At 63.2% G+C, this 23,727-nt stretch carries 22 protein-coding genes; 14 read left to right on the plus strand and 8 right to left on the minus strand.

Features of this window, described 5'->3' with window-relative positions:
* Window positions 1-61 precede the first annotated feature (61 nt).
* A complete protein-coding gene (locus tag OLX23_RS22885) occupies window positions 62-1,144 on the minus strand; it encodes a replication initiation protein (protein WP_413629928.1) in 1,083 nt (360 codons plus the stop codon).
* Window positions 1,145-1,569: 425 nt separating this feature from the next.
* On the minus strand, window positions 1,570-1,788 hold the full coding sequence (locus OLX23_RS22890; protein ID WP_264447566.1) for a hypothetical protein: 219 nt from the start codon (window positions 1,786-1,788) through the stop codon (window positions 1,570-1,572).
* Between OLX23_RS22890 and OLX23_RS22895 the strand changes: the two genes are divergently transcribed.
* The 7 genes from OLX23_RS22895 to OLX23_RS22925 all read left to right on the plus strand — a co-directional run bounded on the left by OLX23_RS22895 (window position 1,778) and on the right by OLX23_RS22925 (window position 11,642).
* A complete protein-coding gene (locus OLX23_RS22895; protein WP_264447567.1) occupies window positions 1,778-2,614 on the plus strand; it encodes a toprim domain-containing protein in 837 nt (278 codons plus the stop codon). The genes OLX23_RS22890 and OLX23_RS22895 overlap by 11 nt on opposite strands.
* Before the next feature lie 51 nt (window positions 2,615-2,665).
* Window positions 2,666-6,877 (plus strand): strawberry notch-like NTP hydrolase domain-containing protein, encoded by a 4,212-nt coding sequence (locus tag OLX23_RS22900; protein WP_264447568.1) that lies wholly within the window; start codon window positions 2,666-2,668, stop codon window positions 6,875-6,877.
* 66 nt (window positions 6,878-6,943) lie between these two features.
* Window positions 6,944-9,079 carry a ParB/RepB/Spo0J family partition protein gene (locus OLX23_RS22905; RefSeq protein ID WP_264447569.1) on the plus strand — a complete coding sequence of 712 codons (2,136 nt, stop codon included), beginning with the start codon at window positions 6,944-6,946 and terminating at the stop codon, window positions 9,077-9,079.
* A gap of 82 nt (window positions 9,080-9,161) precedes the next feature.
* On the plus strand, window positions 9,162-10,106 hold the full coding sequence (locus OLX23_RS22910) for an ArdC family protein (protein ID WP_264447570.1): 945 nt from the start codon (window positions 9,162-9,164) through the stop codon (window positions 10,104-10,106).
* A 51-nt stretch (window positions 10,107-10,157) separates the two neighbouring features.
* Entirely contained in the window at window positions 10,158-10,802 is a 645-nt protein-coding gene (locus OLX23_RS22915) for a hypothetical protein (protein WP_264447571.1), read from the plus strand.
* 9 nt (window positions 10,803-10,811) lie between these two features.
* Window positions 10,812-11,426 carry a DUF6927 domain-containing protein gene (locus OLX23_RS22920; RefSeq protein ID WP_264447572.1) on the plus strand — a complete coding sequence of 205 codons (615 nt, stop codon included), beginning with the start codon at window positions 10,812-10,814 and terminating at the stop codon, window positions 11,424-11,426.
* 12 nt (window positions 11,427-11,438) lie between these two features.
* A complete protein-coding gene (locus OLX23_RS22925) occupies window positions 11,439-11,642 on the plus strand; it encodes a hypothetical protein (protein ID WP_264447573.1) in 204 nt (67 codons plus the stop codon).
* Here OLX23_RS22925 and OLX23_RS22930 read toward each other — a convergent pair whose 3' ends face one another.
* Window positions 11,643-12,140 (minus strand): hypothetical protein, encoded by a 498-nt coding sequence (locus OLX23_RS22930; RefSeq protein WP_264447574.1) that lies wholly within the window; start codon window positions 12,138-12,140, stop codon window positions 11,643-11,645.
* 124 nt (window positions 12,141-12,264) lie between these two features.
* On the opposite strand from OLX23_RS22930, the gene OLX23_RS22935 reads away from it, so the two are divergent.
* The 3 genes from OLX23_RS22935 to OLX23_RS22945 are packed head-to-tail and all read left to right on the plus strand — an operon-like array spanning window position 12,265 to window position 15,138.
* Window positions 12,265-13,497, plus strand: a complete 1,233-nt coding sequence (locus OLX23_RS22935; RefSeq protein ID WP_264447575.1) for a hypothetical protein — start codon at window positions 12,265-12,267, stop codon at window positions 13,495-13,497.
* 54 nt (window positions 13,498-13,551) lie between these two features.
* On the plus strand, window positions 13,552-14,175 hold the full coding sequence (locus tag OLX23_RS22940) for a DUF7007 domain-containing protein (protein WP_264447576.1): 624 nt from the start codon (window positions 13,552-13,554) through the stop codon (window positions 14,173-14,175).
* 12 nt (window positions 14,176-14,187) lie between these two features.
* Window positions 14,188-15,138 carry a hypothetical protein gene (locus OLX23_RS22945; RefSeq protein WP_264447578.1) on the plus strand — a complete coding sequence of 317 codons (951 nt, stop codon included), beginning with the start codon at window positions 14,188-14,190 and terminating at the stop codon, window positions 15,136-15,138.
* A 106-nt stretch (window positions 15,139-15,244) separates the two neighbouring features.
* Here OLX23_RS22945 and arsH read toward each other — a convergent pair whose 3' ends face one another.
* From arsH to OLX23_RS22970, 5 genes are read right to left on the minus strand one after another with little or no spacing between them, the layout of a single operon-like run.
* On the minus strand, window positions 15,245-15,985 hold the full coding sequence (gene arsH, locus OLX23_RS22950; RefSeq protein WP_319641343.1) for an arsenical resistance protein ArsH: 741 nt from the start codon (window positions 15,983-15,985) through the stop codon (window positions 15,245-15,247).
* Complete coding sequence (arsB, locus tag OLX23_RS22955; RefSeq protein WP_264447580.1) at window positions 15,982-17,058, minus strand: ACR3 family arsenite efflux transporter; 1,077 nt, start codon at window positions 17,056-17,058, stop codon at window positions 15,982-15,984. Before arsB ends, arsH begins: the two co-directional genes overlap by 4 nt.
* Before the next feature lie 3 nt (window positions 17,059-17,061).
* Window positions 17,062-17,487, minus strand: a complete 426-nt coding sequence (arsC, locus tag OLX23_RS22960; RefSeq protein ID WP_264447581.1) for an arsenate reductase (glutaredoxin) — start codon at window positions 17,485-17,487, stop codon at window positions 17,062-17,064.
* Window positions 17,484-18,014, minus strand: coding sequence for an arsenate reductase ArsC (locus OLX23_RS22965; protein ID WP_264447583.1), 531 nt, complete (start codon window positions 18,012-18,014; stop codon window positions 17,484-17,486). Before OLX23_RS22965 ends, arsC begins: the two co-directional genes overlap by 4 nt.
* Before the next feature lie 11 nt (window positions 18,015-18,025).
* Entirely contained in the window at window positions 18,026-18,358 is a 333-nt protein-coding gene (locus tag OLX23_RS22970; protein WP_264447584.1) for an ArsR/SmtB family transcription factor, read from the minus strand.
* A 155-nt stretch (window positions 18,359-18,513) separates the two neighbouring features.
* On the opposite strand from OLX23_RS22970, the gene OLX23_RS22975 reads away from it, so the two are divergent.
* Genes OLX23_RS22975 through OLX23_RS22990 form a run of 4 tightly spaced genes read left to right on the plus strand, consistent with a single transcriptional unit; the run spans window position 18,514 to window position 23,710 of the window.
* A complete protein-coding gene (locus OLX23_RS22975) occupies window positions 18,514-19,656 on the plus strand; it encodes a tyrosine-type recombinase/integrase (RefSeq protein ID WP_264447585.1) in 1,143 nt (380 codons plus the stop codon).
* Window positions 19,646-21,442: a site-specific integrase gene (locus OLX23_RS22980; protein ID WP_264447587.1), complete on the plus strand. Its 1,797-nt coding sequence runs from the start codon at window positions 19,646-19,648 to the stop codon at window positions 21,440-21,442. Before OLX23_RS22975 ends, OLX23_RS22980 begins: the two co-directional genes overlap by 11 nt.
* Window positions 21,439-23,286: an integrase gene (locus OLX23_RS22985; protein WP_264447588.1), complete on the plus strand. Its 1,848-nt coding sequence runs from the start codon at window positions 21,439-21,441 to the stop codon at window positions 23,284-23,286. Before OLX23_RS22980 ends, OLX23_RS22985 begins: the two co-directional genes overlap by 4 nt.
* Window positions 23,270-23,710 (plus strand): hypothetical protein, encoded by a 441-nt coding sequence (locus OLX23_RS22990; RefSeq protein WP_264447589.1) that lies wholly within the window; start codon window positions 23,270-23,272, stop codon window positions 23,708-23,710. The genes OLX23_RS22985 and OLX23_RS22990 overlap by 17 nt, the downstream gene beginning before the upstream one ends.
* The last annotated feature ends 17 nt before the right edge of the window (window positions 23,711-23,727 follow it).

Genomic DNA, 23,727 nt, shown 5'->3' on the forward strand with positions numbered 1-23,727 from the left:
TTGGCCCGATTGCGGCTTATCCTGACTCAATGGGGGAGGCAGAATTGCACGCGTGCAATTTTTACTGTGGACGCCCCCTGCGGATGACCCATCCTTCACAAAATCCTCTCCAAGATGCGATCATTTTGGCGCCACGAAGCCTCTCGAGACGATCTCCCATGTGGTCGCGATAAGCGTCAGCGATCATGTTGACATCCCAGCCCCCACCGAACTGACGCCCAATCTCGAGCAGGTCATTTGCTCCGAAGCTGATCGAGCCTCTGGGGAAGGTTCTATCTTCCGGCTTGATCACACTTTTAGTCGCAGCTCCGGGAAGCGCGCGCGCTGACTGGGCAACTGCAACATCCTCGACTGTCCCGTCTCTCCGAGCCTTTCGCCCCGACGAATGCCGGTCCAATTCGTCGACTGTATCAAGTACGTCGGGGGCGCCCTTGGGCTCGAAACGAAACTCAAGCTCGGTGACCGTCCTTCCCTTGCGGATCTCGCTCCATTCAACTTTGAAATGGGCGAGCTGGTCGATCTCCGCCTTTGCCTTCTCAAGCACCTTTCGGCGAAGCTGAGCGAAGTCAGTATAAACCTCTGGCGGAATTCCGAGCGCCGCCCGAAGGCTTGCCATATCACCCTTCCAGGTGGAATGCCGGCGATGCAAGCGCAGTGCCCCAAGCTCATAAAGCTTGAGCGCATAACTTGATCTGAACCCAAGGACGGCTTGGCGATTTAGTACTGCATACGTTTCAGACGCCTGGATGAGACGGCGAGCGTCGGGCGTGAATTCCCATTCAATCCAGCCAGCCTCACCGTCTTCTTCACTCTCCTCGCGTGATCGAGAGATCAGCGAAAAACGTGTGGTGGCCTTCTTCCCGCGCCAAGATTTGTCATCTACGGCGAACAAGGTTCGATGAAGCTCCTCGAGCATGTCACTGATACGCTCGTTGCCCTTGTGACCGCGGCGGATATCGGCTTTGCGCATCCGGTGTGGACGGTCTTCCCAGGCATCGCCGCCTGCGGTCAGAATCATCAAGGCCAAAAGGCGCGATGCGGTGAGACTAAGGGACTCGCCCTTTACGAATTTAACTTCGATGATGCTGCCGGGTTTCGCGAATTCATCGCCCCCCTTGGCTTTTAAAGCCGCAGCAACGCGCATTGCCCGACCCGGAGCTTCGTCACCACGAGCTGGCTCAGCTGTTTCAGCTATTTCGTCGGCTTGGTCATCCATGCCATAATCCGATCAGAATCGGGTACATCGCCGTTAGTGGCTGCCTGACCTGACCTGTTTCGTCAAGTCAGGTCAGGATAGAAAGGCTGTGTATCCCCCAATTGGTCAGGATAGAAAATGCCTAGCGTGCGGCAGATGGGCAGCAATGCAGGCGAGTCGCACAGCATAGCCAGCTATGGCGTTTTGCTGCGCTAAAACCCTCCCTCTAGAATTCTGGAGGGACAAATTCACCTCAGAATGGTCCCGCACTCGACCTCCCCCAAAAGGTCAGGATGGCCCCCGCTCGGTCAGGTAAGGCCCCCCACTAGGTCAGGAAACTGCCCCCACAAGGACAGGCAAAATCCCCCGCCAAGTCAGGATAACCGTTCTATCACATTAATATCGCTTCGTTTTTTAGGCTCTGAATCTGAATCCTTTTGAATCACGAATCCTTCCGCTGCAAGCAGCGGCGTTTTTAGAGATGGTTCTTGGTAGATGGAAAAGCCGGCACACACGGTGCCAAAACAGGCAACCAAACCGAACAAAGGCAAGAGGGAGGGGTTTGGTCGGAAAGGAACGACCATGACGCTCAAGGCTAATAGACCCTCCCAAGAGCTGGTGGACCTCGTCGGCGCCCTCCGCGGTATTTGGCACGGCAACTACGCTATGTGCCTTTGCCCCGCACACGCCGATGCAAAACCGAGCCTGTCCCTGCGGCAGGGCGATCGTGGGATCATCGTCCATTGCTTCGCTGGCTGTCAGTCCGAGGATGTGTTGCGCGAACTTCGCCGGGTGAAGCCTGCGGTGGGGACGCCCATGCCCGAATACCGCCAGCCAACGGGAAGCGGCAACGTCAGCAAGATCTGGGACCAAGGCCAGCCCATCGCTGGAACCCTCGCTGAGCAGTACCTATCGATACGCAGGTTGCCGGCCGACCTTGAGGACCTCCGGTTTCATCCGCGCTGTCCTCATAAGCCCAAGCCGCATACCGAGTTCAAGCCGGCCTTGCTGGTAGCGGTTCGAGACCGTCTGCAGCTCACAGCAGTCCAGCGTATATTCCTCGATCCGGCCACCGCCTATCGGACCGAGAAAGTCATGCTCGGAAGGCCGGGGCAGGGTGCCTGGCGACCAAGCCTCAATGGCGGGCGCAAGCTGGCGATCGCCGAGGGCATGGAGGACGCCGCGGCGTTCACGGCGATGCACGGAATTGTCTGCTGGGCCTCGCTTGGCGCAGAGCGACTTCACCTGCTGGCGCTTCCCGAAAACATCGAGGAGCTCGTCATCGCCGAGGATAACAACGGTGCGGGCAGGGCAGGGGCTCGTCGCGCATGGGCTACCTATCAGCACAAGAAGCTGCAGCTCATCCGCAAGACTCCCCATCCCTTCGAGGATTGGGCCGAGGCCAACCTGAAACGGTAAAGGGGAGGGGGAGGGCCTGGTGCTGGCATCGTCAGCATCAGGAGCCTCGCAGTGACCGACCTTCTCACCTACACCAGTAGCGCGCAAAACGCCGCGATCGATCGCATCGCCGGGCACATCGCCAGCGGGACCATCAACCGCAAGGTGCTAAACCTTGAAGCCGAGACGTTGTTCGGTGGGACCAACGCCAACGGCTGCTGGACCCAGCGCGACACCTTCGAACTGCTCGAGCAAGGCCTAACCCGCCACGCCCTCGGTCTTCCGCGAGTGACATGCGCCCAGGACATTCACGCGTTGTCGGATCTTGTTGCAGCGCTGCCAACCCAAACGGTCCGCAGCGAGGACCAAATCCGATATCAGCAGTTCTCGACACCGCTCGATATAGCAGGATTGGTGGTCTTGCTTGCGCAAGTGAGGGCCACCGACATCGTGCTCGAGCCAAGCGCCGGGCATGGCAGCCTTGTCGCCATGTTGCCGGAGGTCAAAGACCTCCACCTCAATGAGCTCGATCCGAAACGACGGGACGCGCTCAAGCTCCTTTTTCCTGGAGCGACCATCACCGGTCATGACGCAGCTCTGCTCGCCGCGACGCTGGCGCCAGACTTTGCGCCCACGCTCATCCTGATGAACCCACCGTTCTCGCGCTCAGAGGGGAGGGGCGTCGATCAATTCGCGGCGGTCCGGCACTTGCGCTCCGCGCTTTCTCGCCTCGCGCAGGGCGGGCGGCTCGTTGCAGTAATGCCCGACTGGTTCACTAGCAGCGCCAGCATGGGGCAGTCCTATGAGGCAACGTTCACCGGCTGCAGCGTGATCGGATCCTACCGGCTCGACAAATGCTACCAGAAGCAGGGCACGAGCGTCGCGGTGCGCATCTACGTCGTCGACAAGAAGCCTGGCCTCGGGCGCTCGACAATCGTCGCACGGGATTCAGTGGCGCAGCTCCTTGAGGCGGTGACGATAGTGCCGCGCTGCAGCGCCTCCCCGGTTCGACCGGCTACCGCGACCGCAGTCGCGCGGCCGAGCCTTTTCAAGGCAATGCGCGCGACCAAGAAGACGGTGCCGGCGGCGATTCCCGCTCCGAAGCGCAACGATGTCCTTCCCGTCCGCTTCACTGCCCTCCAAGTACCTCGACCTCTCGGCGAGCAAGCGGGGGTCTATCTGCCCTATCGGCCGAGCCGCATCGATTTCCACGAGGCCGGCCAGCATCCGACCGATCTCGTCGAATCCGTCGCGATGGGCTCTATCCCCGCGCCGGTACCCAATTACGAGCCAAGGCTTCACGAGCGAATTGTTACCGAAAAGCGTCTGTCCGAGGCCCAGCTCGAAACGATCGTTTATGCGGGGAGCGCATGGACCCAATTCCTGCCGGGCCGCTTCGTCCCCGACAAGGAAGGCGTCGGCCTGATCCCCTCGGAGGACGGTCGGGAATATCGCAAGGGCTACTTCCTCGGCGATGGTACCGGGGCGGGCAAGGGCCGTCAGGTCGCCGGCTGCATTCTCGATAACTGGGTCAACGGCCGTAAGAGAAACATCTGGGTTTCAAAGAACGAGGCGCTGCTGGAAGACGCTCGCCGTGACTGGCAGGCGCTGGGCGGTATGTCGGCCGACGTCCAACCGCTCTCGGCCTGGAAGATCGACGAGCCGATCACGCTCGCACAGGGCATCCTGTTCGTGACCTTCCCGACCCTGCGCAGTCAGCGGCAGGACGCGTCTCGGCTGCGCCAGATCCTCGAATGGGCCGGCGAAAATTACGAGGGCGTCATAGCCTTCGATGAAAGCCATGAGATGGGCGGGGTCGCTGGCGGGGAGGGGGCTCTCGGCAAGACGGCCGGATCGCAGCAAGGCATCGCCGGTGTGCTGCTCCAAAATCATCTACCCGGCGCTCGGGTGCTATATGCTTCGGCGACGGGGGCGTCGGACGTCAACAACCTGGCTTATGCCGTCCGGCTTGGCCTTTGGGGGCCGGGGACGTCATTCGCCAATCGCGAGACTTTCATCACGGAGATCCGCGCGGGCGGGATCGCGGCGATGGAGCTCGTCTCACGCGATCTAAAGGCCCTGGGCCTATATCAAGCCCGCGCGCTGAGCTTCGCTGGCGTCGAATACGACATCCTCAAGCACGAACTTCGCCCAGATCAGATCGGAATCTACGACGCCTATGCAGATGCGTGGGCGGTGATCCATCGCAATCTGGAGGAAGCGCTCGCGATCACAGGTGTGGTCGACGACATTGGCGGCGGCACGCTCAACAGCGGGGCCAAGGCTGCGGCGCGCTCGCGGTTCGAATCCTGCAAACAGCGGTTCTTCAACCAAGTGCTGCTGTCGATGAAGCTTCCCACCGTCATCGACGCGATCGACAGTCATATCGCCGGGGGGCAGTCGGTCGTGGTCCAGCTCGTGACCACGGCTGAGAGCATCCTCAATCGGCGGCTCGACGGCCTCAGCCCGGAGGAGCGCGCCCGGCTCGAAGTTGACCTGTCCCCACGCGAATACATCATGGAGTATCTCGAGCGGGCATTCCCGACCCAGCAGATGCAGACTTTCACCGACGACACCGGCAAGGAGTACTCGCGGCCGATGTTCACCGAGGCCGGACAGCCCGTGCACAACCAGGTCGCCCTTCGAGCGAAGCAGGATCTCATGGAGCGGATCTGCGTGATGCCGCCGATCAAGACCGCGCTCGACGCGCTACTCGAGCACTACGGCACCGAATCCGTCGCCGAGGTCACCGGCCGGTCCAAGCGCCTGGTCTCGCTATCCGATGGGCGACAGCGGCTCGAAAGTCGTTCGGCCCGCACCAATCAATCCGAGGCCGCCATGTTCATGGCCGGCGAGAAGCGCATTCTGGTTTTCAGCGACGCCGGCGGCACCGGCCGTTCGTATCATGCGAGCCTCGACGCCAAGAACCAGCAGCGCCGCGTTCACATCCTGCTCGAACCCGGGTGGCGCGCCGATCGCGCGATCCAGGGTCTGGGCCGAACGCACCGTACCCATCAGGCGACAACGCCGCTGTTCCGCCCCTGCACGACCGACTGCAAAGGCGAACTGCGCTTCACCAGCACCATTGCTCGCCGTCTCGACAGCCTGGGCGCGCTGACGCGAGGCCAGCGGCAGACTGGCGGCCAGAACCTGTTCGACCCGGCCGACAATCTCGAAAGCGAATATGCCAGGGCCGCGCTCGTGACCTGGTTCGGCCTGCTTCATACGGGCAAGCTCCAGAGCACGACGCTGCTCGATTTCGAAAGCCGGTCTGGGCTGAAGATCACGACAGATGACGGCTGCATCGTTGAAGATCTTCCGCCAATCACTCGGTGGCTCAACCGGATCCTGGCGCTACCGATCGGGATGCAGAACGCGATCTTCGAGGAGTTCCTGGGCCTGGTCGAGGCACGGGTTGCGGCAGCGCGCGAGGCCGGCACACTTGATGTCGGCGTCGAGACGATCGCGGCCGACAAAGCCCGGGTCGTGGGCGACGTTGTCCTCCGGACCGATGCGCGTACCGGCGCGACTTCGCATCTGCTGTCGATCGAAATCGAGCGTGCTGTGCGGCCGACAACGCTCGAACGAATACTCGCGATCGCCGAGCGAACCGACAAGCCGCAGTTCATGCTCAACACGAAGTCGGGCCGGGTCGCTTTCGCCGAACGAGCTCGGTCGCTGATGGAAGACAGCGGCGAACTCATCCAGCGGGTGATCCTGACGCGGCCGACCCGTCACGAGTACAAGATCGCCGCAGATCTCGCTGAAAGCGCATGGGAGACCACGGATACCGATACCTTCGCGCGCCTGTGGGCGGCCGAGGTCGAGGAAGCGGCTGCCAAGACCGAGGTCGATACGATCCATCTCGCGACCGGCTTGCTTTTGCCCATCTGGAACTCTCTCCCGCACGACTACATTGCCGTTCGCCGGGTGGTCGACGGCGAGGGGAACAGCTGGCTCGGCCGCCTGGTTGACGAGAGCGATGTTGCCGGCGTGCTCGCCAAATTCGGGGTGGCCAGCGAATTCCAGGCTTCGCCCAAAGCGATCATGACTGCGCTCGCCCAGAAGGGCTCGGCGGTGGTCGATCGACCCTGCCCCATGACGATCCGGAAGAGCCTGGTGAATGGTGAGCAGCGGATCGAGCTCGTCGGCGAACTCTACTCGCAGCTCGCTTGGTTGAAGTCGCTCGGGTGCTTCACCGAGATCATTCAGTTCAAGACCAGGATCTTCGTGCCCGTGGCCCAGGCAGACGCGATTCTCGCGTCGATCCTCAAGGAGGGCTGAAGAAGGAGGGGAGGGGGAAGGGGAGGGTGCTCCGGCAGAAGATCGGGGCTTCAGAAGGAAATCCCCATGATCCAGACTGTCAAACTTGCCAAGCTCGTCCTCTCCGAAAACAACGTGCGCACTGATGGCGAACTCTTCATCGAACAGATGGCGGCCGACATCGGTGCGCGCGGCGTTCTGCAAAACCTGCTGGTTACGCCGGCCAAGCCCCGCGGCACCTTCGCGGTGTTCGACGGCGGGCGTCGGCTTCGCGCGCTGAACCTGATGGCCGAACGCGGCGAAATCGCCGCGGATAGCTTTGACGTCTCGGTCCTCGTCCTCAAGGGAGACGATGCGACGCTGTCGGAGACCTCGCTGGCGGCTAACTTCCATCAGCTCAAGATGACGCCGGCGCAGGAATGCCGCGCGTTTCATCACTTCCTTGGCAATGGCGGTGATATCGCTGGCGTGGCGAAGCGGTTCGGTCTGACGCGTCGTTTTGTCGAAGGCCGGCTCCGCCTCGCGACGCTTGCCGAACCGATCTTCGAGGCATTGGCCAGCGGCAATCTCTCGCTCGAGATGGCCAAGGCCTACGCGTCGACCGATCAGCACGCGGTTCAGCTCCGGGTCTATGAGCAGGCGCGGTATCACGGAGAGAACCCGGACTACGTCCGCCGTTTGATTGCCAACGGTTCGACCCGGGGCAACGATCCGATCGCGCTACTGGTCGGCGAAGAGGCGTACACCGCTGCTGGTGGCCGCATCGAACGGGACCTCTTCACCGAAGCTGCGGACGATCGTTGGACCGATCTCGAGATCCTGCAACAGCTCGCCGCTGCCAAGCTCGAGGCTGAAGCCGCGAGCTTGTCTGAAGAGACCGGTCTCGGCACGATCTGGCCCGTTGCCAACACGTCGAGCTGGCAGGCCGCGCGTGATATGGATCTGCACCGGGTTACTCTCCCGCCGGCGCCGTTGACTGAGACCGCGGTCGCTCGGATCGATGAAATCGAACAGCGCATCGAGGCGATCTGCAGCGAGGTCGACGGGCTCGATGAGGAATCCGACGAGGCCGTCGCCCTCAACGCCGAGTACGACCGCCTCGACGAGGAAATGCAGGAGCTTTCCAATCCGACGGCCGAACTTCCCGAGGAATGGAAGTCTGAAGTGGGCCGCTTCCTGATCATCACGACCAAGGGCGAGATGGTGCTCGAGGCCGACTTCTTCAGCGAGAAGCAGCTGCGCATAGAGCGCGACGAGGAAGGCAAGGTCACCGGCGGAAGCTTCCAGACGCCGACGGGATCGAGCCCGGTCGCGACCAAACCTTCGGCGCCCGAGGCCACGGCCCCCGGCGGCAAGGCTTACAGCGCTCGCCTGTTCGACGAACTGTCGGTCCAGCGCCGCAACATTCTCGCCGCCTCGCTGCTGGGCGATCCCGGCCTGGCGCTCGACTACGCGATCTTCGCGCTCGCCGACGGCATCCTGCATAGCTACGACAACCGCGGGACGACGATCAAAGCCGGTCGGCCGCAGGATCCGGTGTCGGCTGATGCGGTGCCCAAGGGCATGGCCGACGAGATCATCGCTGGCGCCTACGAGGCTCTCGACCGGGCCTGGGGCGAGCACAAGAGTGTGGTCGACCGGTTCATGGCATTCCGTGATCTCGGCGACGAGGCCAAGGGCGCCTGGGTTGCCTATAGTGTCGCCACCTCGATCGAGGCCAAAATGGGCTATGCTTCGGGCTACAACCCCATCCACGCGCAGCTCGGCCAGCTTCTCGAGATCGAACCTGCCGCGATGTGGCGCCCGACCTCGGAGAATTACTTCGACCGCATCAGCAAGGGTAGCATCCTCGACCTGCTGAAGGACGTCGGCGGCGCGGAATTGTCCAACCGCTATGCGGCCTCGAAGAAGACCGAGATTTCGGAAAGCTGCGCCAAGCTCTTCGCTGGCGAGGTCATTGTCGAGGACGCCATCAAGGAACGAGCGCTCGCGTGGGTTCCCGCCGCGATGCGGTTCGATTGTGATGCCCCGGGCGATGTGGAAGCGGAGGACATCGACGAGGCCCACGGTCTTGAGGGAAGCGGCGATGGCCACACGTCCGATGAAGATCCGAACGTGAGTGGCGTGCTCGCTGACGACAGCACGACCGACGAAGACCCCGGCAGCAGCGATACCGTTAGTGACACGGTCGACCAGGAGGAAGGCGAGGTTCTCGCGGCCTGACGCCGTCTCCTTCCTGCTGATGACAATCTGGGCCCGGCGCATCTCTCGCCGGGCCCTTTTCATTTCGAAGAGGATCACGCCCATGCGCCGTGCAGGCAAGCGCGACATCGCGCAGGAAATCACCGATCTCATCATCGCCAAGATCGAGCTGGGCGTGCTGCCATGGCGGCGGCCGTGGCGCACATTCGGCGCAGGTGGGCGGCCGCTGCGCGCCGGTGGGCAGGCCTATACTGGCATCAACTCGATCCTGTTGTGGGCGATTGCTGATGGAAGCGGTTACCAGTCGCGCTTCTGGATGACAGCACGGCAGGCCGATGAACTCGGCGGCCGGATCGTCAAGGGTGCGCTGCCGGCGCCCAGCATCTACTTCAACACCCTGCGCAAGGCCGGAGTCCCTTCACTGGCTGGCGAGGATGCCGGCGTGCGCTTTATCCGGTTCATGCGTTCGTACCTCGTCTACAACTGCGACGATATCGAAGGCCTGCCGTCGCGGTTCTACCCCGATACTCTTGCCCTAAAAGCTCCCGATCCTTCCGCGCACCAGGAAGCGATCGATGCGTTTTTCTCGGCGATCCCGATCGAGACGCGGCATGGGGGAAGCCGGGCCTACTACTCACCAGGCGGTGACTACGTGCAGATGCCGCTCAAAGCCGCATTCATCAGCAGCGATCATCACGCGGCGACGCTAGCGCACGAGTATGCCCACGCGACGGGTGCTGCCCACCGGCTCGGGAGGGAATTTGGCCGCCGGTTCGGCGACAAGGCCTACGCGTTCGAGGAGGTCGTCGCCGATATGACTTCGGGAATGATCTGCTGCGAACTTGGCCTGCCGTGCGAGCTCCACGACAGCCATGCGAGCTACATCGATCATTGGATTGGAATTCTGAAGGCCGACAAAAGTGCGATCATCACCGCCGCGGCCAAGGCCGAACAAGCCTTCAAATGGCTCGCCGCATGGTCAGCTCCGGGCCGTACTTCCATTTCCGAGGAACGGCATGAAAACGCGCATGCCGCATCGCTGCACTGAAAAGAGGAGGGGGACGGGGCCCGGCATCCAACGTGATGCAGGAGGTTTTCCTTGTCCTACGATCTCGATTTTCGCTTCCGCCGCGCCCTTCACCCGGAAGGTTTGACGACTTTCGCGAGCTGCATGGCTGCGTTGAACGATGCGGCCAGCGATGCCCAGCGGGCGGGATATGATCCTGGTGGCGACCCCGCGGTGAAGCTCTTCGCCAGGCGCCTGTCGCGCCTCGCCGAGGGCGCGCTCGCCGAAGATCATCCCGATGATGGACCGCTGCGAGAGGCCTGCCTGTCACGGCTTGCCGAGCTCAAGCACAAACCCGCGATCGTCGCCCTTCTGCGCAAGGGCATCGACTACATGCCCGAGGATCTGCGGGCCTTCAGACGAGAGGGGCAGCGAGCTTTGCGCCAGATCGCATTCGAGCTGGGCCTCGCACGCGCAGACTATCGGCTCGACTATGTCGCGCCGAATGCGTCGATCGCCGGAGACTATGTGCTCGAGGGCGATGTCGTTTACATGCGGCTGTCAGTCGAGCGCTTCGGCTCGCCCGCGCTGACTTACCGCCATCGCCACTGGAAAAGGCCAGGAAACCAGGTCCGGCATGCGAGCGCCGGCAAGCTCGCGGACATTCCCGCGCTGGCTCGCCAGATCGCCGTCCATCTGCAGATCGAGGTGGGCCGCTCTCAACCAACGCTAATGTAGGAGATCATCATGGGATGGCTGTCGATGCGCCTTGCCAGTATGGATGGGCACGCGAGCCCCAAGCAATATCTCGACGCGCAGTTCACCTATGAACGGTCTGCGACCGAGGAGGCTCCTCCTCACGGCTACCGTGTTCTGGAGAGCGCGTGCCCGGGCAACCGCGTCTATTATGCCGCGCTCCAGGCTTACGACGACAACGGTCCTGGCGCGGTGACCGCGATCGTCTGCCTGGTGCGGTGGAACCCGAAGGCAGACGACGGTTTCGCGTTTTCATACAAGGACATGAGCGAAAGCATGGGGCCAAATGAGGCCGATTGCCCGCTCAGGATCCTCGATCGGCTGACGCCGACGCGCGATCCGAATGCCTTGGACTGGCGTCGACGCTGTTTTGCGACGATCCGGCGCCGTTCGCGCGCATTGCCGGACGGCGCGCTGATCCGGTTTCCCGAGCCGATCGCTTTCAGTGACAATACCCAGCACGAACTCATGCGCGTGATGCGCAGCGGCAAGCAGATCGTTCTCACGCGCAGCGATGGGACCGGTCGGTATCGTGTCAGCGGGCTGCTGGACCGAAAATTCGAGATCGTGCGCGAGCGCAAGATCATGCCGACCATCTTCACCTGAAAGGCCCGGCCAGTGACCGACCCTGTTCTTGATCCGCGTCGACGGACGCTTTGCAGCCGTGGCAACGCGGACAGGATTGCGCAGAAAATGTGCGAGGAGACCGCCATGCCCTTCGCAGTGGTGCGTACCGACTTCGCCCTGCAGCCCTATCGGGTCGTCAGGGTCGCCGATACGACTTCCCACGACACGATAGAGCTTGAGGTGATGACGCTCTGACTATTCCTCGATCACGCCGCCAAGATCAGGATCGAGATACCAGGAGGGGCCTTCCTCGAAATCGGGATCGGCGCTCACCAGCGGACCGTCCGGCTGCGCCGCGACGTATGGGTTCACCATAACCGCCGGCCACTCCTTGGCCCGGAACAGATCCGCCGAGATGACAGTGCGTTTTCCCAGCAACGCCTCGAGCCAGGTCAAGACTTCCAGCATCTGGATGACACCGCGGCCCGCCAGCTGGTAATAGAGGCAGCGCTGATAGTCGTCGCACTCTGTGCCAAGAATGCGGGCCAGGCGCTTCTTTGCTCCGATGCGACCTTCGTGAACGCCTTCGACAGCTTCGCGCAGTTCACGCGTGGAATAATAAGCATCGAACGGCTCGATACCGATCGACGCATTTGCGACCATGCGACGAGCCGGTGAGTTGCGCTCGTCGAGCGCCTCGTCCCTTAGTTGAATATCGAGGTCGAACCGGCCAATCTCGAACTTCTTGATCATGCTGCTCTCCTGTTGGAAAGAACGTATCAAGAACAAATGTCCTGCACAAGAGGTCGTTTGAACTATGTGGTTGGTACCGCGCGATACCCACGGACTATCTGCGCGCCGAGAAATTCCCCCGAGCGTGCAGGATGCCCTGGTACGTTGGTACACCGGGAAAGGCAGCGATGCCGATCACCGCGCGTCCGTCACGCTGGTGACGATTGCGCGTGAGAACGAGCAGTGGATCGCTTGCGGTTGCCTCGGCGAAACATGCCCGCCGCCGCTCACCAGTCCAGCGTACCTGTCCGAAGCCGAGACCTATTACCTCCGCCGGCTGACGAGCCGCCCGCTGCACCAACGCCGCTGCCCATTCTACCTACCCCAGGCGCCTGACCGCATCCGGGAGCGACCGGGCGACAGTCTGTTCGAGATCGAATTCCCCAAGGGCCTGTTCAATGCGCACAAGAAGGCTCCCGAGAAGCTCGCGCAGCAACCCGACGACGAGGAGCTCGACGATCGCAGCCGCGGCGTCTCGATCCCGCGCCTGGGTCGATTGCTCTGGATGCTGCTCGAAGCGTCCCATGCAAACGTGCTGCCGGCGCTTCCGGCCCAAGGCCGGCCGGAGCATGGCCTGCGCGACGAGTTCGCGCGCATCCGCGAGGCGGCGAGCCGGTTCCTGATAGCCCCGCGGATCAACTTGCAGGACCACCTCTACTTCAACGTAAAGGATTGGGAGGCCCGGCGCGTTCACGCTCGTCTGCGCGAGGCCGAAAAACTTTGGCCCGGCGATTTTGCCCCGCAGGCCTTCCTGCTTCTCGAGGCGCACGGGATCTCGGGGACGACCATCCATACCGGGCTCGGCGACCTCAAGGTCCGCAACCGCGTCCAGCACACCGGCATCATCCGTGCCAAGGTCGAGCCGCCCTTCATCGTCCTCGCCGTCGTGGGCGAGCATAGCCCGCGTGAAGGATACCTTCCGCTCCGCGCCTACGCGCAACCGGTGTTCAAGGGGAACCGCTTCATCCCGGTTGATCGCGAAGAGGATCGAACCTTTCTCGAGCAGTTGGTCAGTTTCCAATACCGGATGCGCCGCAAGAATGTGCAGGTCGCGATCAAGCGCCCGCTATTCGATATTGTCACCCAGGCCGGCAAAGTGCGCCCCGATGCCATCGTTGCCTTCCTCGACCTGCGCACAGGTCTCGAGGCCGATTTCGCGGTTCAGTTGCTGCGCGAACGCACGCCTCAGTACCTGGAGATGAAGGCCGATGAACGACAGCGGTTCGAGGAATTCCATCGAACCCTGAGTGTCCAGGTGCACCAGCTCGGTGATGCCGACTTCCTGGACCGCCTCGAGGCGATGCTCGACCAGGCCTGAGCCGCCTGAAAGGTGAAGGGGGATGAGAGCGGCGAACTCGCACAGGAGATCGCCATGAAGACGTTCGCATTCAGTCCCCGGCCTCAATCGTCCATCTGGGGGGCAATCCAGGAGGCCGATCAGATTCTTCCCGGCATCTGGTCGGTGACCACGCCGTCGCATGGCGGCCTCATCCTCTCCGATCAGCGACAGCAGGCTATGCCGGATTCACTCCGCATCGAGGGCGCTTCGTATGAGGAAGACGTGGACTGGTCGCATGTCATTCTCGCCCACGAGGCCGAAATTGCACGGCTAGGCCGTTATCCGGCGTCATTCCTTCAGCTCGCCCGTGACACCGTCCGCTGTTGGCATCCCGACGCGTTCTCGGCCTTCACTGGTGAAAGCGTGACGGAGAACCAGTCGCATGTTCTTAAGCGCCGCAAGGCCTACCAGGATAGCATCGGCGAGTTGTGCGTCACCGCCGCCTGGGGCAGCTGGGCCGATTGGGTTCCAGAGGGGAAGACCGGCGTCGTCGGAATGATCGTCGAAAGCGTCAATCATCTGGGCTTCGCCAGCTACGCTGGCGAACGACAGTTCGCCTTGGTCGACGCCAAAATCTACGAAGGCCGCAAGGAGCCGGCGTCCTTCGCGAGCCTCGGCGCCGAGCTCATCGACTGCCCACCCGGCATGAACCTTTGAGGCGGGCCGGGCATGATACAGATCGCACTTGGCCTGCCTCATTTGCGCCCAGGCCCCATCCTGCGCCGAGCGCTAACCTTGAGGGCGACGGTGCTCGTTTCAGCCAGCGCGCTCGCTCGTTGGAAGTCTGCGGGAGGTCAACGCCAATGGATCGGTTGGGACTTCGCGCAACTGGGCAACCTGCCCGCAAGCGTCGACGCCATCCTCGATTCTGGCGGGTTCACGAGCCACGTCGTCTACGGCGGCTTTCCGTGGTCGATCGACGACTACATCGCGCTCGCCGTGGCGCATCCCTTTCGCCTGTTCGCCAGCTTCGATTACCCCTGCGAGGCCGAAATTGCGCGCGACCGGGCATCCGTGTCCGAGCGACTGTCCCGAACGATCGGCGCCAACAGAGAAACCCGCCGCAGAGCTGATGCCACTGGCATTGCCGACAGGTTTATGCCGGTCCTGCAAGGCCGATCGCCGACGGACTACGAACGCTGCGCCGACGCTCTAGCCTGGTCCATGGTCCCGGGCAGAGTAGTTGGTGTCGGCTCGATGTGTCGCCGGGAGGTCCGCGGGCCGGAAGGCCTGATCGCGGTCGTTGAGCACCTGGATCGGATTCTGCCGGCCGGTGTTCGCCTGCATTGCTTTGTGGTCAAAGGCGCGGCCTTGCCCTATCTGCGCGCGTTTGAAGATCGGATCGCCAGTATAGATTCTATGGCCTACGGAATCGCGGCTCGCCGTGAAGCTTATGAGCGCGGGATCTCCAAAACCGACATGCTGGTCGCAGACCATATGACGCGCTGGTTCCTGCGGCAAAAGCGCCGAGCCCGCAGCCCGGTTCGGCTGCTGCCGCCCTCACTCGCCCCGAGGCCGGAATTGCGACCAACCGACCCTTGGAGTTTGGCGATCGCCACTGCTCGTAAGGAGATCGGCGAGCTCATTGAAATGGGCGACCTCTTAGGTCCGGTCCTCTGATCTGTCTCATTAGGAACGGATGCGGAGAGGGATCAGGCCGACCGCCGCGCTAACCCAAAGAGCTGGCGGTGGTCGGCCTGATCCCTCGCTTGGCGAGGCGCTCGACTTAAGCGATCGACTGCGATGCCAGATCGGGAGCGGCACCCTGCTTTGCCGCCTCCGCCTTCCGCTCCGAATAGCGGTCGACGAGCTGCGCGGCGTGCCCACGGGTGAGCACGGTGAAGCGCACCAGTTCCTCCATCACATCGACGATGCGGTCATAATAGCTGGAGGGTTTCATGCGCCCGGCTTCGTCGAACTCCTTGTAGGCCATCGCCACGCTTGACTGGTTGGGAATGGTGAACATCCGCATCCAGCGGCCGAGCAGCCGCAGCGTGTTGACCGCATTGAACGATTGCGAGCCACCCGACACCTGCATCACCGCGAGCGTGCGGCCCTGGGTCGGGCGCATCCCCTTCATCTCCAGCGGCAGATGGTCGATCTGCGCTTTCATGATGCCGGTAATCTGGCCGTGCCGCTCCGGGCTGCACCACACCATGCCTTCGGACCACATGGCATGGTCGCGCAGTTCATGGACGGCGGGATGATCGTCGCCCTTCACCTGATCCGGCAATGGCAGGTCGAAGGGATCGAAGATGCGCGTCTCGGCCCCGAAGAATTGGAGCAACCGCGCGGCCTCCTCGACCGCGAAGCGCGAGAAGGACCGATCGCGCAATGAGCCGTAGAGTAGCAGGATACGCGGCGGCGGATCGCCCGCGCCAAGCCCGAGCGCCGGCCGCTCATGGGCATAACGCAGATCGAGCGCGGGGAGATTGTCCGGGTCGGTCAGCTCGCGAATACGGGTCAAGCCATCGCTCCCTTCTCATACCAGCCGCGCGACAGCTTCACGATCGCGACGACCGACAGCATCACCGGCACCTCGACCAGCACACCCACTACGGTGGCGAGCGCAGCACCGGACTTGAGGCCGAACAGGCTGATCGCGGCGGCGACCGCCAGCTCGAAGAAATTGGAGGCGCCGATCAGCGCGGCGGGCGCGGCCACGCACCACGCCACGCCGAAGCGGCGGCTCAGCCAATAGGCCAGCCCCGCATTGAAATAGACCTGTACGAGAATCGGCACAGCGATGAGCGCGATCACCAAGGGCTGCGCGACGATCGCCTCGCCCTGGAAGCCGAACAGCAGCACCAGCGTCGCCAGCAAAGCGGTGAGCGACACCGGCCCGAGCCGGGCCAGCAACCCGTCCAGCGCTGCCTGTCCGCCCGACGCCAGTACGGCGCGGCGGACGAGCTGCGCGACGATCACCGGCACGACGATATAGAGGCCGACCGAGAGCAGTAGCGTATCCCACGGCACCGTCACCGAGGCGACACCGAGCAGCAGCCCCACCAGCGGCGCAAAGGCGAACACCATGATGAGATCGTTCAGCGCCACCTGGCTCAGCGTGTAGTTCGGCTCGCCGTCGCAGAGGTTCGACCACACGAACACCATTGCCGTGCAGGGCGCAGCCGCGAGTAGGATAAGCCCGGCAATGTAAGACGGAGCTTCGCCCGCCGGCAGCAGCGGCGCGAACAGCCAGCCCAGGAACAGCGTACCAAGTAGCGCCATCGAGAAAGGCTTGACCGCCCAGTTGATGAACAGGGTGACGCCGACGCCCTTCCAGTGCTGGCGGACGCTTCCCAGCGCGCCGAAATCGATCTTGAGCAGCATCGGCACGATCATCAGCCAGATTAGCACCGCGACCACGAGATTGACCCGCGCCACCTCGGCCGAGGCAATCGCGCCAAACAAGCCGGGCAACAGATGGCCGAGCGCGATGCCTGCGACGATGCAGAGCGCCACCCACAGGGTCAGATACCGCTCGAAGAAGGAGATGCCGGGACGGACCGGCGCGGTGTCGGCGTCGAAAACGGTCGCCATGCCTCAGATCACCCGCGCGCCGGTCGCATCGACAACTTGCTGGCCGTCCTCCTTGGCGAAGGCGCCCTGTTGCGGCGCGGGCAGCAGGTCCAGCACCGCCTCCGAAGGGCGGCACAGCTTCACGCCGAGCGGCGAGACGACCAGCGGCCGGTTGATGAGGATCGGATGCGCCATCATCGCGTCGATCAGGGATTCATCGGACAGGGAGGGATCGCCCAGGCCAAGTTCGGCATAGGGCGTGCCCTTCTCGCGCAGCAGCTCGCGCGGTGTGATGCCGGCGCGCTCGATAAGCTGGACCAGCAGCGTCCGCGATGGCGGGGTTTTCAGATATTCGATGACGTGCGGCTCGACACCCGCATTGCGGATCAGGCCCAGCACGTTGCGCGACGTGCCGCACTCCGGGTTGTGATAGACGATGATGTCGGTCACGCCGCATCTCCCCGGCGAGCGGTCGAGCCTTCGGCATGGCCGATCTCGCGCAGCTTGGCGGTCAGCGCCGTGGCTTCGAGCTTGTCGATCGGCAGCGAGATGAACAGCCGTATGCGGTTTTCCAGATAGTTCAGCGCCATCACGAAAGCGCGTTCGCGCTCGATGTCGCCGCCCTGGACATGGCTGGGGTCTTCGATGCCCCAATGGGCGGTCATGGGATGGCCGGGCCATACCGGGCAAACTTCACCGGCCGCGTCGTCGCAAACGGTGAACACGAAATCCATGACTGGCGCACCGGGCTGGGAAAATTCTTCCCAACTTTTCGAGCGCAGGCCCTCGGTCGGATAGTCGAGCCGCTCCAGCAGTGCGAGCGCGTCGGGGCTGACCGCACCCTTGGGATAGCTCCCGGCCGAGAAGGCATGAAAGCGGCCTTGGCCGAGCTTGTTCATGGCGCTTTCGGCGAGGATCGAGCGCGCCGAATTGCCGGTACAGAGGAACAGGACGTTGAATACGCGATCGGTGGACATGGCAGTCTCCGTCAGCAGCAGGGGACGAGTTCGGCGACGAGTGGCGCACACAGCTCCGGCTTCCCGGCGCAGCAGTCCTTAACCAGAAAGAGGGTCAGCGCGCGCAGCGCACCGAGGTCGGCGCGGTAGATAATCGAGCGGCTGTGCCGCTCGGAACGCAGCAGGCCCGCGCGCGTCAACGCGGCGAGGTGCGCGGACATCGTGTTCTGCGGAACGTCGAGCGCTTTCGCGATCTCGCCGGCGGGCAATCCGTCGGGCTCGTGGCGCACCAGCAACCGAAATGCGTCAAGGCGCGTGCCCTGTGCGAGAGCGGAAAGGGCCGTGATAGCCGAATCTGTATCCATATATCCGAGATAGTGGATATATGGATGAATTGGAACAGGCATTGCGTCGCCCGACCCAAAAATTGCTCGCTCAGCCGACTGTCCGAACAGGAAGGGCCGGGATGATGTTAGAATAACCGCCCTGATCCCGCGTGGGTGAGGCGGAGGTGTGATCCATGGTGACGATCATCCGTGCCGTTGTAGGTGAGCCCGGCATTCCCGCCGGGTTCCCCATCCTGTTCGAGGCGAATATGGCCATCATCGAGCCGGCCTTTGCCTATCTGCTCGAACATGCCGAGGTTCATGGCCACTCCCAGGCCTCGGAGACGGTACGGACCTATGGCGAGCACCTGTACGAGTGGTTCGATGCGCTCGAGCAGTCCAACATCAGATGGGATGTCGCCGACGAGCATGTGCTCGCCGCTTTTCGATCCCGAATGCTCGAAGGGCCGAGCCAGCATACCGGACGGCCGTTTGCCGGCTCCACCATCAATGCCCGGGTTGCCACCGTCTATCGCTTCTATTCCTGGGCCCTCGATCACGACTTCATCCGGCATCGCGCGTTCCCGCGACCGTTGCAGATACGGCAGGGCAGGGGACCGCGTGTTGGGCCACAGATCAGACGCCGTTCGACCGGGAGCCTCACGGTCTCGGTCCCGGAGCAACTGCCACGACCGATGCGCCCCGATGAGCTGGCAAGGCTGTTCGCGCAGCTTGCGCCGACCGCGCGCCTTGCAGGGGAGTGGGCGCTGTGCGCAGGCCTTCGACGCAAGGAACTATGTGCTCTGGCGGTCGATCAGATACCGGATAGCTGGTCGCTTCACCCGGAAGAAACCCCGCTTGTGGGCGTGCCGCTCAGCATCACCAAGGGCGACCGGCCGCGAACGGTCTATCCGCCGGTTCGCCTGCTTGATCGCACGCACTGGTATATCGGAGAGGACCGGGCCCGGATCGTGCGGCGCGCGCGCAATGCCGATCCCCGCTACAGGGCGCCGCCCAATCTTCTCCTGAATGAACATGGCCGTGCGATGACGCGCAAACGCCTGACGGCGCTTCTGTCCGAGGCGTTCGCGGCCGCCGGGTTGCCCGGCACGCTGCATTGGCTCCGTCACACCTTTGCGATGGTGATGCTCACGCGACTTCAGATCCAGGCTCGTGCCAATCCGGCGCTGAATCCGCTGAAGATCGTCCAGGTTCTGTTGGGCCATGCCTCGATCGCGACGACCGCCATCTACCTGCGCTGCGTCGAGCTGTACGAACCCGATATCAACGAGAGCCTTGCCTGGCTCTACGGCGAAGCGATCAACGATGCTGTCTGAGGGACGGATCGACCGCCGTATTGCGATCGATCGAGCGTCGACCGCGCAAGCGCCAGATGATCGAGGCATCTCCTTTCGTGATGAATGGGGACAGGTCGTGCAGACGTTCGATCCGGTCGCCCTCGACATGCCACGTGACCTCACCTGCGCCTTTGTCGAGGCGTTCAGGGTTCATGATGCCGGATCTTCGATCTCCACACGACGCGGACGCTGGAGAGTGATCCGGCGCTTCGGTCGCTTCCTACGCACAGAAGGCGTAAGCTGCGCTGCTGATGTGAACGCCGGCACGATCCGGCGCTACATTGATGCGCTGGCACCCTCGAGAGAAGGCCGCCAGCTTAGCCGAGCCACGATGGCGCAACGCTTCGCCAGCCTAAAACCATTGCTCGAGCGCATCGAGCAGACCGATCCGGATCTGTTCGGGAGCGCGCTCGCGATCCCTTACAGTCCGTTCCCCAGCACGGGGTGGGCGCCAGAACCCAAAGCCCGGCTCACGGCAGCGGAAATGAAAACGATCCTCGCGGCCGCCTATGAAGAGATCGACATCGCATGGGCGCGGTTCCAGCGTGGCCAGAAGATCATCGCCTCTCCCCACCCCCCGGAGGGAACTGGTCCGGGAGAGCCGCTCGCGCGCTGGGTGTGGAAACTCCACCGGATCGGCGGCGGCATCGCTCCCAGCGGCGAGGCAATCCGCGCTGCCGGGATCAACCCGAACTCGCTCGAGCATCATGGACGTCAGGAGGTGATCGCCCAGCATTATCACTTGACCTCGCACACGATGGGGCCGTTCTTTGTCGCGCTGGCGATCCAGCTTGCCGCCAATCCCCAGCCTCTTCGGGCGATCCGCCGCGACTGCCTCGTGCCCCATCCACTCGATGATCATCGGGTCATGGTGGAATGGCTCAAGCAGCGGGGCGGTCGAACTCCGAAAATGCAGCGTCGGTCTTTCGACCGCCGTAAAATGCGATCCGCACCGCGTCTGATCGAAATGCTGCTGGCGATGACCGAGCCGCTGATCGCGCATGCTCCGCCCGAAGAACGGGAATGTCTGTTCCTGATCCGCTACCTGTCACGCGCCTATTATCGCAGGCACGACCATCCTGCCGGACTGATCGCGCCCGACAGCATCCCCGGGTTCATCAATCGCTTCATCGGCCGCACCAACCGGCGGATCGAACGCTGGAACACCGCACATCCCGAGCGGCCGAAGCCGCTGGTGCCCAAGTTCACGGCCTCGCAACTGCGCGGCAGCGTGGCCACGGAGCATTATCTGGCTTCTGGCGGCGACCTGCGCGCGGCAGGGACGGTTCTCAATCACGCCAGCCTCGTCACGACTGATCGTTACGTCGAGGGACCGGCCGCGCGCAAGCTCGAGCAGGAGACGATCGCGCGCCTTCAGAAGCTCATGGTGGCCTGGGTCTGCGGACCCGACTGGAAGGAGCCCGCCCGCCACGGCCCGGTAACGGCATTGTTCGGACACCGTTGTTTGGCGCCTGTCGAACAGGGTGCTGACGGAAATCCGCATCTCTGTCCGAGACTGCGAGGTTGCCTTGCCTGTCCGGGGTTGATCGTTCCGCTTGACGTCGAGCGGTTCGCGCGCGTGCTACAGGCCCTCCGGCACCTTCTCGACGCCCGCGATCAGATCGATCCGGCCCGCTGGGCGTTGTTCTATGCGCCCAGCCTGCAGGTGCTCGAACATGATCTTCTTCCGGTGTTTCCGCCCGACTTGAGGGAGGAGGCTGAACAACGGGCCGCGATGCTCCCCGATCTCCCGGAACTGGAATGAGCGTTCCACTCCTCGCCTTGCCGCAGGCTTCGCTTCGCGTCTCTCCGCACTCGATGTTCGGCGACGACCATTGGCAGATGGCAACAGGCGTCGTGGGTCAACGGGACACCACCTTCCGCGTCGACTGGGGGTTCACACTGCCCGACGGAAGCCGGTTCAACGAGCCGCGCTGGCGGACGCTGCGCGAGGCGAGCAAGCATCTGCTCTGGTCGTTGCACAGCGATCCACCTCCCGGCCGATCCGCGCTCTCGTTACGTTCGCTTGGAACGCAGGGAACGCTCCAGCGGGTCGTGCTGGAATGGATGGCGGCCCGCGGCCTGGCTCGATGGTCGGAACTGAATGACGAGGCCATCCGGCATTTGTTCGACGATCTCGCCCAGCGTCCGAGAGACAATGGCACGATGGCGCTATCGACCGCGAGCAATTACCGCACGCTGCTGCGGGCGTTTTACCAGCAGCGTGAGAAGCTTCCCGACACCCCGAAATCCGCGCCGCCCGCGCTCAATGAGCTGGGCCGGTGGCGCCCGGTCGAGCGGTGGCCCTATACGCCTGATGAGATCGCAGTGCCGCTCGTTGCGGGAGCGCTCCATCTCATCGGCGAGCCAGCCGATGCCATCCTTCAGATGCGTGACGACATACAGGCGTTGCACGATGCGGCGTCCGCAAAAGGGCATGCAAAACCGGGGCGTTCCAGGCGCATACGCCGATACCTGCACGCTGCTCCACCGATCGAGTTTGTTCCTGGGCAGACTCAGCCGCTGACGGTCCAGCCGATGCTCACCTTCAATGGCATGGTGGCCCGTCTCTACGAGGCTTGCTTCATTGTCATCGCCTATCTCGTCGGGCCGCGCGCTTCGGAAATCCTGTCGCTGGAAGCCGGTTGCATCGAGAGGGTGAAGGGCGAGCAGCAGGAGATGTTCGCCTATCTGACCGGCACGATCCGAAAGGACGCTCCAGGGAACGGAATGCTGCATCGCTGGATCGCCCCCGAACCCGCCGTTCGCGCCATCGAAGTTCTCGAGCGCCTATCAGCACCATGGCGAGCGATCGACGGCCGACAATATCTCTGGCTGCTCCAGGTCCGCCCGGGGAGCGCGATCCGAACCTCGGCATTGCCGATCGAGCCGCTCACCAGTTCGGCTATGAATATTCGCCTGAATGACGGCATTGGGGCCGCGCTTCGCCTTCCCGAAATCAACGGTGAAAGCTGGAGACTGGCCACCCACCAGGGTCGCAAGACGTTCGCGCGGTTCGTAGGACGGCGCGACAGGACCGGCCTCGCGGCATTGGCCAAGCATCTCGGGCATGTGACCCGCGGCATGACCGACCGCGCCTATGTCGGCACGGACTTCGAACTCGCCGACCTGGTCGACGCCCAGGCGGCACGAGAAACCCGCGCCGCGCTCGAAGAGTTGCTGGTCGCGCCTCGCCTGGGCGGCAAGGCCGGGCGCGATCTCGCGGCGCGATCGCCGTTCCGCGGTCGCACGCACGATGGCGACCTCGATGCCTACATCACCCGCCTGCTGGCCGATACCGACATCAGGCTCGATGTCTGCGACTGGGGCTACTGCCTCTACCGTCGGGAGACGTCGGCTTGCCTCGGGTCCGACAAAGAGCCCAATCCCGTTCTCCGCACGCAGGGCACCTGCGTCACTTGCGCGAACTTCGCAGTGAGCGAACGTCACAAGCCGGTCTGGGAAGCCCGCCTGAAACGAAACCTGACTCTCCTGGAAAGAACCGACCTTGACCCTGAAAGCCGAAATCTGGCGATCACGCGGGTCGAGGAGAGCCGCCGCGTGATCGACGATCTCGATTTGCAGCCCGCCGATGGCAACCTCGGCTGATACTCCCCAAGGGCGTCGCCGCGAGCGGGTCGCTGCCCGCCTGCGGGAAGCTCTCGCCGTGTTGCGCGCCGATCCTGAATCCGAAATCTCCGTTGCGGCGCTGGCCCGGCACGCCGGCATCGGACGCAACGCGCTCTACACCAATCATCGCGCTGTGCTTGAAGATCTCCGTGCCCTTCAGGCTGAACGATCTCCGGCTTCGGGTCAAGATGAGGTTCCAAAGCTGGATGGAGGAAAGGGGGAGGCGGAGGTACGGGTCCGGGTGCTGGCCACCGAGAATGCCTCTCTCTTGCGGCGCGCGTTGATCGCGGAGACCCGCGCGAAGCGGTTGGAGGAGCGCAATGCCGATCTTGTCCGCGAGCTTCGAGACCGACGCAATGTTGCTATGCTGCCGATCACCCCACCGAATGCGTCCGAAGAATAGCCGCGCGCGGGGCTAAC

It is taken from the genome of Novosphingobium sp. JCM 18896 (genome assembly GCF_025938095.1).
GTDB lineage: Bacteria > Pseudomonadota > Alphaproteobacteria > Sphingomonadales > Sphingomonadaceae > Novosphingobium.